This is a genomic window from Cellulomonas triticagri (assembly GCF_003696205.1).
Taxonomy (GTDB): Bacteria; Actinomycetota; Actinomycetes; order Actinomycetales; family Cellulomonadaceae; genus Cellulomonas; species Cellulomonas triticagri.
Genome location: NZ_RFFI01000035.1, coordinates 24,384 through 34,778 on the forward strand (window position 1 = coordinate 24,384; position 10,395 = coordinate 34,778).

7 protein-coding genes and 1 pseudogene are annotated in these 10,395 nt (G+C 75.4%); 6 read left to right on the forward strand and 2 right to left on the reverse strand.

Annotated elements, in window-relative coordinates; all coding sequences use genetic code 11:
• Positions 1-4: 4 nt before the first annotated feature.
• Positions 5-1,399: an MFS transporter gene (locus EBM89_RS08230; protein WP_122148962.1), complete on the forward strand. Its 1,395-nt coding sequence runs from the start codon at positions 5-7 to the stop codon at positions 1,397-1,399.
• Between the two features lie 15 nt (positions 1,400-1,414).
• Here the strand turns inward: EBM89_RS08230 and EBM89_RS08235 are convergent, their stop codons facing one another.
• Positions 1,415-2,221, reverse strand: coding sequence for a class I SAM-dependent methyltransferase (locus EBM89_RS08235; protein ID WP_122148963.1), 807 nt, complete (start codon positions 2,219-2,221; stop codon positions 1,415-1,417).
• A 211-nt stretch (positions 2,222-2,432) separates the two neighbouring features.
• Between EBM89_RS08235 and EBM89_RS08240 the strand changes: the two genes are divergently transcribed.
• The 5 genes and pseudogenes from EBM89_RS08240 to EBM89_RS08260 all read left to right on the forward strand — a co-directional run bounded on the left by EBM89_RS08240 (position 2,433) and on the right by EBM89_RS08260 (position 9,591).
• A complete protein-coding gene (locus EBM89_RS08240) occupies positions 2,433-3,920 on the forward strand; it encodes a DUF3375 domain-containing protein (protein ID WP_122148964.1) in 1,488 nt (495 codons plus the stop codon).
• Positions 3,913-4,566, forward strand: a pseudogene (locus EBM89_RS08245) (DUF4194 domain-containing protein); the annotation flags it as partial. The gene EBM89_RS08240 and the pseudogene EBM89_RS08245, both read left to right, overlap by 8 nt.
• 203 nt (positions 4,567-4,769) lie before the next feature.
• Positions 4,770-8,144 carry an ATP-binding protein gene (locus EBM89_RS08250; protein ID WP_122148965.1) on the forward strand — a complete coding sequence of 1,125 codons (3,375 nt, stop codon included), beginning with the start codon at positions 4,770-4,772 and terminating at the stop codon, positions 8,142-8,144.
• A 1-nt stretch (position 8,145) separates the two neighbouring features.
• Entirely contained in the window at positions 8,146-8,697 is a 552-nt protein-coding gene (locus EBM89_RS08255) for a zeta toxin family protein (protein WP_233571625.1), read from the forward strand.
• Positions 8,698-8,757: 60 nt separating this feature from the next.
• The gene (locus tag EBM89_RS08260) at positions 8,758-9,591 is read left to right on the forward strand and encodes a CPBP family intramembrane glutamic endopeptidase (protein WP_122148969.1); all 834 of its coding nucleotides are present in this window, start codon (positions 8,758-8,760) and stop codon (positions 9,589-9,591) included.
• Positions 9,592-9,688: 97 nt separating this feature from the next.
• Here the strand turns inward: EBM89_RS08260 and EBM89_RS21160 are convergent.
• A partial coding sequence (locus EBM89_RS21160; RefSeq protein ID WP_158609571.1) for a hypothetical protein occupies positions 9,689-10,395 on the reverse strand: 707 nt, incomplete at its 5' end.

Here is a 10,395-nt window from a genome sequence, read left to right on the forward strand (position 1 = left end):
GCTCGTGCCGACCGCCCCCGCCCCCGACCGTCCGTTCGGTCCGCGGTTCGTGGTCCCGGTCCTCGTCGGCCCGGTGCTCAACCCGATCAACACCACCATGATCTCGGTCGCGCTGGTGCCGATCTCCCACGACCTCGGCATCCCGACGTCCCGCGCGGTCTGGCTGGTCGCCGGGCTGTACCTCGCGAGCGCCGTCGCGCAGCCGGTGATGGGGCGCCTCGCCGACGTGCTGGGTCCACGCCGCGTGTACCTCGCCGGGCTGGTGACCGTGCTCGTCGCGGGGGTGCTGCCGCTGGTGTGGCCGGGGTTCGCCGGAGTGCTCGCCGCGCGCGTGCTGATCGGCCTCGGCACGTCCAGCGCCTACCCGTCCGCGATGACGCTCATCTCCGACCGGTCCCGCCTCGTCGGGCGCCCGACGCCGCCCGCGCTGCTGTCCGGGCTGTCCATCGCCGGGCTGACCACCGCCGCCGTCGGACCCGTGCTCGGCGGGCTGCTGATCGCGCTGTTCGAGTGGCAGGCGATCTTCCTGGTCAACGTGCCGCTCGCCCTCGCGGCGCTGGCGATGACGCTCGCGTGGATCCCGCGCGACCGGGACCGGCCGCGGGCCGAGGGCGTCGCCACCGAGCGACCGGGGATCGACGTCGTCGGGATCGCCCTGTTCGGGGCCGGGCTCACCGCGCTGCTGGTGTTCCTGCTGGAGCTCGCGCACCCGCTGTGGCCGCTGCTCGGCGTCGCGGTCCTGCTGCTCGCCGGGTTCGTCGCCTGGGAGCTGCGGCGCACCGCGCCGTTCGTGGACGTCCGGATGCTCGCGACCAACGGGGCGCTCACCCGCACCTACGCGCGGATGTTCCTCGTCTACGTCGCGGCGTACTCGGTGGTCTACGGGTACAGCCAGTGGCTGCAGGGGCCCGCGGGGTTCGACGCCGACGCCGCCGGGCTGCTCCAGCTGCCCACCGCCGTGCTCGCCGGGCTCGCCTCCGTCGCCGTGGCGCGCGCCGTGCGGCTGCGGGCGCCGCTGGTGGCGGCCGGGGGACTGGCCGTCGTCGGCGGGCTGCTGCTCACCGGGATCGCCGCCGACGCGCCCCTGTGGCTGCTGCTGGTCGTCGCTGCTGTCTTCGGCGTCCCGCAGGGGCTCGCCTCCGTCGCGAACCAGGCCGCGCTGTACCGGCAGGCGCCCGCTGCGCAGATCGGCACCGCCTCCGGGCTGTCCCGCACCGCGGTGTACCTCGCCGCCATCGCGTCGTCCGCGGTCATCGGGCTGGTGTTCGACGAGGCGCCGACGGACGCGGGGCTGCACGTCATCGGCTGGGTCGTGCTCGCGGCGGGGGCGGCCGCCACGGTGCTCGCGGCCGTCGACCGCGCGCTGGCCGGGACCGAGGGGCGTCGCCGAGAGGGCTGACGCGCGGCGCCGGGCTCACGCGGCGGGGCGCGTCCCCACCGCCAGCAGGTGCCCCGCCAGGTCCGCCGACGCCGGGTGCCCCTGGGCCCGCCGGGCGAGCAGCAGCGCCGCCTCGACCACGTCGTCCGTCGCGGGGACGAGCTCCAGGGCGAGCGAGCCCGGACCCTCCAGCCCCTCGACCCGCACCCCGTCGAAGCCCGCGTCCGCGACCTCCCCGTGCAGCTCCTCGGCCGTGTGCAGGTGCGCGACAGGGAACCCCGGGACCAGGTCGTCGGCGACCTCGCCCGTCTCCAGCAGCCGCACCAGGTCCGCGGGCGGCAGGTCCGCGAACCGGGCGGCCAGCACCAGGTCCACGGCCGCGACGGTCCGGGTGATCGCCCCCGCGAGCACGTGACCGCCCGGCCGCAGCACCCGGTGCGCCTCGCGCAGCGCCGTCAGCCGGTCCGCCCGGGAGCGCAGGTGGTACAGCGGCCCGAGCAGCAGCACGGCGTCCACGGAGGCGTCCGGGGCGGACAGGGCGCGGGCGTCCCCGACCTCGGCCGCGAACCCGCCGTGCCGCCCGGCGGCGGCGACGTGCTCCGGGACCGGGTCGACCAGCGTGACGTCGTGCCCGAGCCCCGCGAGCCACGCGGCGTGCACACCGGTGCCGCCGCCGACGTCGAGCACCCGCGACCCGGGGGAGAGCAGCGCCGCCAGGGCCTCGCGCACCCGCTCGCGCTCGACCACCCCCGCCGCCGACCGGCCGGTGAGCCGCGTGGCCTCGTCGAACTGGCCGCCGTAGTAGGCGCGGATGCGGCGGTCCAGGTCGGGCTGGCTGCTCATCGGCCCAGTCTGGCCGCAGGAGGGGCGTCGGCGGTGGTCGTTTGGTCCCACTGCCGCACCGCGCAGCGAGAACGCCGGTGTCGTTGTTCTCGCTTATCGGCCTCAGTGAGAACAAGCCGCCCGTTGTTCTCGCTTCCGGGACCGTCCGCCAGGGCGTCCGCGCCGCGGACGTGTCACGGGGGACCTCCACGCTCACCTACGCTGTCCGGCGATGATCACTCGTGCCGAAGGGGCGTACCTGGGCGCCGTCCGGGCCTTCCAGAACCCGATGCTGGACCTGCTGCACAAGCGCCACGCCCCCCTGGTGGTGTCGTTGCTGTCGGTCGTGTTCACCGCCGAGCGCCCGCAGGTGCCCGTCGCGGACGCGCACACCGAGGTCGGCGACGCCCTCGACCAGCTGCGCGGCGCGGGCTACGCGGACCAGCTGCCGGTGGGCACCGCCCGCGACCTGTGCCGGCAGTGGGCCGACGCGGGCTGGCTGGTGCGGCAGGTGCTGGAGGACGACGTCGAGGTCTACCAGCTCTCCGCGCACGCGGTCGCGGCCCTGGAGGTCGCCGGGCGCGCGGGCGGCACGCGGGCCCGCGTGTCGCAGTCCCGGGTGCGGACGCTGCTGGACGCCGTCGACCGGCTCGCCGAGGACGCCGACCCCGACGTGCTGATGCGCATGGCGCGGCTGGACGCGGAGATCGCGCGGCTGCGGGCCGAGCTCGAGCACGTGCAGAAGACCGGCAGCGTCGACCAGGTCGACGAGGAGACGCTGCTGGAGGAGGCCGAGAACGTCCTGCACCTGGTGCGCGAGCTCCCGGCGGACTTCGCGCGGGTCGCGGAGTCGATCAAGGCGATGCAGCGCGACGTCGTGACGGCGCTGCGGCAGGACGAGCGCCCCACCGGTGCGGTGCTGCGCGAGTACCTGGAGCGCGGCGAGCAGGTCATGGAGTCGACCACGGAGGGCCGGGCGTTCGCCGGGGCGCTGCGCCTGATCGGCGACCCGCAGCGGCTGGACGACCTGTCGAACCGGATCGGCGTGGTGCTGCGGCACCCGTTCAGCCGCCGGCTGCCCGCCGCGCAGCGCACCGAGCTCGGGGAGATCGTGCGCCGCATCGAGCAGGGCCTGGAGCAGGTGTTCGCGGCGCAGCGCGAGGCGTCGTACGTGATCACCGCGCAGGTCCGCAACCACGACCCGCTGCGGGACCGGCAGGTGGACGAGCTGCTGCGCGAGGTGATGACCGGCCTGCAGGCCTGGGTGCCGGACGCCCGGCGCGGGCAGGCGGTCGACCCCCTGCGCCGCCTGCCGGTCGCGGAGGTCGAGAACCTGCGGCAGACGCTCGGGGACCTGCGCCCCGCGCAGCCGCCGAACCCGCTGGCCGAGTGGGCGGACGAGGACGACGGCACCGCCGACGAGGCGCTGGCCTGGGGCGGGCCGCACTACACGCAGCTCGGCGAGCACCTGGCCGCGTACGCCGCGGCGACGCCGGGCACCACGCCCGACCAGGTCGACCTGGCGGCGGCGTTCAACGCGGCGCCCGAGCCGCTGCGCCGCCCCGTCGACCTGCTGGGCCTGCTGGAGATCGCGCACCTGCGCGGCATGACGGAGACGGACGAGGTCGCCTGGGCCGAGGCGGTGCGACCGGACGGCAGCCGCCGCCGGTTCGCCTTCGGGGCCGTGACGACGCGAGCGAAGGACGAGGACGATGACTGAGACCACCACCCCGCAGCCCGAGGGCACGGGCGTCGTGGACGACCCGTTCATCGCCCCGGTGCCGATGGAGGAGGACCCCGCCGAGCTGTTCGCGGGGGACTCCGGCACGCTCGACGCCGAGGTGCGCCGCGTCCTGGTCCGCCTGCTGCAGCGCCGGTTCCTGCTCGCCGAGCGCAACGCGGCCCAGTGGAAGGTGCTGCTCGACAACCAGCAGGTGATCGAGTCGCGGCTGCACGACCTCTACGTGCACCTCGTCGTCGACCACGAGCGCGGCGTCGCCTACAAGCGGCAGGTCCGCTCGGGCGAGGCCGACGTGCCGGTGCTGCTCCGCGACGAGGCATACACCCGCGCCGAGACGCTGGTGCTGGTGCACCTGCGCTCGGTGTTCCAGCGCAGCCGCGGTGAGGGCGAGTCCTCGGTGCGCGTCGACGTCGAGGAGATCGAGCAGACCGCGCTCACGTACTTCGACCCCGACGACACCAACATCGCCGCGCGGCAGCGCGAGATCCGCTCCGCCGTCGCGCGCCTGGCGAAGGAGGGCGTGGTCGAGGAGGAGTCCGAGGGGCGCTTCCGGGTCACGCCGCTGGTGGAGATCGTGCTGAGCAACGAGCGCCTCGCCGAGCTCAGCGGCTGGCTCCGCGAGCAGGTCCGCACGGGCGGGACGGTCGTCGTGGACGACGACCTGCCGGTGGCGGCGCCGGAGGACGACGAGCCCGACGCCGGTGGCGCGCCGGAGGGCGGTGACGAGCCCGAGGAGGCCGCGGACCCCGGCCCGACGTTGGAGGAGTCCGTCCTCGCCGAGGACACGCAGGCGCCTGAGAACCCCGACACGGCCGAGGAGGTCGCCCGATGACGATGGTCGACACGCTGTTCGGGCTGATCCCCGCCGCGTCCACGGGTCAGCAGTGGGTCGCGCGCGACCTGCAGCTCATCAACTGGGGCGGGTACGACGGCTACCACCGCGTCCGGCTGGCCCCGACGGCGACGCTGCTGTCCGGTGGTTCGGGCTCCGGCAAGTCCACGCTGATGGACGCGTACATCGCCCTGCTGATGCCGCACACCACGCCGTTCAACGGTGCGTCCAACGGCGGCGTCGTGGGGCGTCCGCGCGGCAAGGACCAGCGCAACATCCTGTCCTACGCCCGCGGCAAGGTGGACGAGTCCCGCACCGAGGACGGCACCCGGCAGCGGGTGCTGCGCGGCGACAACCGCGACACCTGGTCGGCCATCGCGATGACGTGGGCGGACCAGGCGGGACGCGAGTTCACCGCCGTGCGCGCCTGGTACGTGGCGTCGGCCGCCCGCACCCTGGAGGACGTGCAGGCGCTGCGCGCGACCACCGAGGGCGGCATCGACCTGCGCGAGCTGGAGGCCGCCGCGGCCGACCGGTTCGCGCGCCCCGCCGTGCACGCGGCGGGCCTGACGGCGTTCGACACGGACCGCGAGTTCACCGCGCGGCTGCACTCGACGCTCGGCATCGGCGCCACGGGCGACGGCACCAAGGCCGTCGCGCTGCTGGGCCGCATCCAGGCCGGGCAGCAGATCACCACCGTGGACGCGCTGTACAAGGCGATGGTGCTGGAGGAGCCGAGCACGTTCGCCACGGCGGACGCGGTCGTGGAGCAGTTCGACAAGCTGTCCGGCACCCGCGAGCAGATGATCACCGCGCGCCAGCAGGTCAAGGCGCTGGAGCCGATCCGCGCGCACCGCGAGGCCGCCGACGGCGCCGCCGCGCGCCTGGGCGTCATCGACCAGATCGGCACCGTGGACGACACCGGGTCGGTCGCGGCGCTGTGGCGGCACGAGCGCCGCCTCGACCTGCTGCGGTCCGTCGAGGAGGAGCTGCAGCGCGGGCACCGGCAGGCCGAGCGCCGCTCCGTCGAGACCACGAGCCGGATCGCCGCCGCGCGCTCCGAGCTCGACGGCGTCCGGGAGACGCTCTGGTCGTCGGGTGGCGACCGCCTCGCGACCGCGCAGCGGGAGCTCGCGGCCACCGAGGACAAGCTCGAGCGGGTGCTGCGCGGGCGGGGTCGTCTCGACGCGGTGCTCCAGACGGCGTTCGGGACCACCGTCACCACCGAGGCGGAGTTCGACGCCCTCGCCGAGCGCGGGCGTGCCGCGCAGTCCGACGGCGACGCGAAGGCCGCGGCGCGCTCGGAGTTCGGCGCCGCGATGGCCGAGCGGAAGGCCGCCGGGGTCGACCTCGCCGTGCTGCGCGCCGACCGCGAGGCCGTGCTCAGCCGCCAGGACAACATCCCGGGCGACCTGCACCGGGCGCGCGCCGCCCTCGCCGAGGCCGCGGGCCTGAGCCCGGAGGACCTGCCGTTCGTCGCCGAGCTGGTCGAGGTGCGCACCGAGCACGAGCCGTGGCGCGACGCGTTCAACCTGGCGCTCGGCGGCTTCGCGACGCTGCTGCTCATCGACGCCGCGCACATCAGCGCGTTCCGGAAGGCCATCGACGCGGTCCCCACGTCCCGGCGCATTCGGTTCGAGGGCGTCCCCACCGACATGGCGACGGACGTCGCCCTCGACCCGCGCACCCTGCCGGGCCGGCTCGACTTCCGCAGCGGGCCCTTCACGGGGTGGCTGCGCAGCGAGCTCGCCAGCCGGTTCGCGTACGTGTGCGTCGACACACCCGGCGAGCTGTCCCAGCACGCCAAGGCCCTGACCCGCACCGGGCAGGTGTCCGAGGGGCGCCGCGGCGCGCACGGCGGGCAGGGGCGCGCCAACGTGCTCGGGTTCACCAACACCCGCCGCCTCGCGCACCTGGACGAGCAGATCGCCCGGGCGTCCGAGCGGCTGTCCGCCGCGGAGTCCCAGGTGCTCGCCGCCGACGACCGCCTCGACAAGCACGACGTCGAGCTGCGGGCGTACCAGGCGCTCGACGCGATCAGCTGGGACCAGGTCGACGTGGCCTCGGTGGAGGCCGAGCGCACCCGGTGGTCCACGGTGATCGAGGACGTCACGTCCGGCAGCCCCGAGGTCACGAAGCTCCAGGCGCGGGTCACCGAGCTCGAGGCGACGATCCGGTCGCTCACCGAGGAGGTCGGGCGCACCAAGGGCTCCGTCGAGGAGATCGGTGACCGCTGGTCCGCCGTCACCGACGAGGTCGACGTCGCCCAGGCCGCCATCGACGCCGCCGCCGACGCCGAGGTCACCGTCGCCGACGACCAGCGCGACTACCTCGACGGCCTGCTCGGCAGCGGACCCGAGGGCCGGCCCGACGCCGCCGCGCGCGCCGCCGACCCCGAGGCCGCGCTCGCCGCGTTCGACGCGACCGTGGCCCGCGCCAACGACATCCTGCGTGCCGACCGCGAGGAGGCGCAGCGCACCATCGCCGCCGCCCGCGACGCGCTGCGCCGGACCTTCGAGACGTTCGTCGAGCGTTGGCCCGACCCGAACCTCGGCACCGACCCCGACGCGTCCTACGGCGACTTCGCGCGGGTGCTCACCGCGCTGGAGACCAACGGGCTGCACGAGCTCGAGGCCGAGTGGCGCAAGAGCCTGCTGCGGCTGTCCGGCAACGACCTGACCGACCTGCACCACGCCCTCGGGCGCTCCGTGCGGGAGATCAAGGAGCGCATCCGGCCGGTCAACGACATCCTCGCGGACCTGCCGTTCGCCGACGACGACCACCGGCTGCGCATCGACGCCCGGGACACCCAGTCGACCGTCGTGCTGCGGTTCCGCAAGGAGCTCAAGGACCTGCAGGAGCTGCTGGCCACCGACGCCACCGACGCCGAGCGCGAGAAGCGGTACCACCGGATGGCCAAGGTCATCGACCGGATCCGCCGCAACGCCCCGGACTTCGCCGACCTGGTGGACGTGCGTCGCCACGTGCGGCTGAGCGCCGAGAAGGTCGACCTGGAGGGCACGCACGTCGCCCTCTACGACCACATCGGGGAGAAGTCCGGTGGCGAGTCGCAGGAGCTCGTGGCGTTCATCGTCGGCGCCGCGCTGCGGTACCAGCTCGGCGACGCCGGGGCCGCTCGTCCTCGCTACGCGCCGGTGTTCCTGGACGAGGCGCTGATCAAGGCCGACGCCCGGTTCACCGGCCGCGCCGTCGGGGCGTGGCGCGGGCTCGGGTTCCAGCTCGTCATCGGGGCGCCCAACGACAAGTTCAGCGCCCTGGAGCCGCACGTCGACCTCAAGTACGTCGTGCTCAAGGACACCACCGGCCGCTCGCGCACCAAGCCCGTCGCGGGCGTGGCGGCGGAGGCCTGACGTGATCGGCGGGGGGACGGAGCCCGAGGTCCTGCTGATCGCGGGGCGCTCGGGCTCCGGCAAGACCGCCGTCGCCCACGAGGTCTCCGCCCGCTGGGCCCGGTCCGGGCTCGCGCACGTGCTGGTGGACGGCGACAACCTCGCCGCCGCCCACCCGAAGCCGCCGCGCGACCCGCACGGCACCGCCCTCACGGAGGCGAACCTCCGGGCCCTGTGGGCGAACTACGCCGCCGCCGGGTACCGGCGGGTGGTCTACGTGAACACCGTCAGCGTCCTGGAGCGCGAGATGATCACCCGCGCCCTCGGCGGGCGCGCCCGCGTCGGCGGGGTGCTGCTCACCGCGTCGGCCCGCACCATCCGCACCCGGCTCGGGGCGCGGGAGGTCGGGACGGAGCTCGCCGCGCACCTCGACCGGTCCGCGGCCGCGGCCGAGGTGCTCGACCGGGCGGCCGGGCCGTGGGTCGTGCGCGTCGGGACCGACGGGCGGACGGTCGAGGAGGTCGCGGCGGCCGTCACGGCGGCGTCGGGCTGGGAGCCTCCGGGCGGGGAGTAGCGGGCGCGCGGCGCGCCGTCCCGTGGCATCGTGCGCAGGGTGACCCCGACCGCCGCGGCCGTGACCACCACCGACGACGCCCGTCCCGCCTGGGACGTGGGCTCGCCCGCGCGGCTGCTCGCGGCGGCCCTGGTGTGCGGGTCGGCGGTGCTGCTGTTCGCGGTGCACGTGCGCCCGCTGGGCTACGTGCCGCTGGTGCTGGGCGTGCTGCTCGCCCTGGCCGTGGACCGGGCGCTCGCCCGCGACCTGGGGCTGATCGCGGTCGGCATGGGCATCGTGTCCGCGATCTCGTTGCAGGCGGACCTGTCGGACGCGGGGATGCTGCGGTTCACGATCGCGCTGTCGCTGGCCGTGCTGGTGCCGTGGGCCCTGTCCCGGTACGTGTTCGGGCAGCGGACGATCACGTTCCCGGTGGCGACCGGACGCCGGTGGTCGCGCGCCCAGTGGGTGTACCTCGTGGTGGTGGCGGTCGCGGGGTACCTGATCCTGCCGTTCTACTTCATCGGGTCGGGGGCGTACCGGAACTGGCCGGACCTGGACTCGGGCGGGGAGATCGCGCGGCTGTTCGTCGGCGTGAACGCCGTGGGCATCTGGGACGAGCTGTTCTTCATCTGCACCGTGTTCGCGCTGCTGCGCCGGCACCTGGGGCTGTGGACCGCGAACGTGCTGCAGGCGACGGTGTTCGTGTCGTTCCTCTGGGAGCTCGGGTACCGGGAGTGGGGGCCGCTGCTGACGGTGCCGTTCGCGCTGGTGCAGGGCTGGATCTTCGCGCGCAGCACGTCGCTGCCGTACGTCGTCGCGGTGCACCTCCTGTTCGACCTCGTGGTGTTCGGGGTGCTGGTGCACGCCCACCACCCGGAGCTGCTGGACGTGTTCGTCACCGCACCGGGGTGAGGCGCCGGTGCCCTGGACGGATCCGGGGCACGGGCAGCCCGCTGCATCGGGACGACGTCTCGTGCGGGAGCGCACGGAGCGCGAGTGGTTGATCGGTCTAGCCCGCGCGGTGCTCGCGCTCGTCCCGACGAGTGCCGGCCGGTCCCGCGCCGCCGTCCGCGGACCGCCCCACCCGGACCAGCAGCCCGAGATCGGCTCCCCGGGGCGCCACGAGGCCGAGCGCGGTCCACGCGTCCTGGTCGGCGGCGCTGCGCGCCAGGGCCTGGGTGTCCTCCCCGGCCGGCACCACGGCGTCCAGCAACGCGACGACCTCGGGGAACGCGTCGCGCGCCTCGCCGTCGCGGACGACGACCCGGCGCAGGTACCAGACGGGTCGGCGCCCCGGCAGGGACATCCCGGCGGCGCGGATCGGCCCGCCACGCTCGGTGGCGGTGCGCTCCTGCCGCCCGCGCAGCAGCCAGAGCACACCGACCGTCGCGGCGTACGCGTACGCCGCGACGGCGACCGTGAGCAGGACCTGGGAGGCGCCGGGCACGAGGTCGGTGAGCACGCCGAGGCCGACGGCGAGGACCAGGGCGCAGGCGAACGGGACGAGCACCATGCGCGGGGTCAGAGGGCGGACGCGTTGGAGCGTCACGGTGACGGCCCCGCCGTCGCGGTGGTACCGGTCCGGCTGGGCGGACAGCACGACCGCTGCGGGCAGCAGCCACGCCCCGGCGAGCGTCCGGGCGGTCCCGCGCCCCGGCGCGCGGCCGAGGGCGAGGGTCCGGACGACCGCCCCGCGGGTGCCCCGGGTCACGGGCG

Excerpts from the sequence above, each read along its gene's own strand:
- EBM89_RS08235 (WP_122148963.1), bottom strand. The coding sequence starts at position 2,221 with ATGAGCAGCCAGCCCGACCTGGACCGCCGCATCCGCGCCTACTACGGC.
- EBM89_RS08240 (WP_122148964.1), top strand. The coding sequence starts at position 2,433 with ATGATCACTCGTGCCGAAGGGGCGTACCTGGGCGCCGTCCGGGCCTTC.
- EBM89_RS08250 (WP_122148965.1), top strand. The coding sequence starts at position 4,770 with ATGACGATGGTCGACACGCTGTTCGGGCTGATCCCCGCCGCGTCCACG.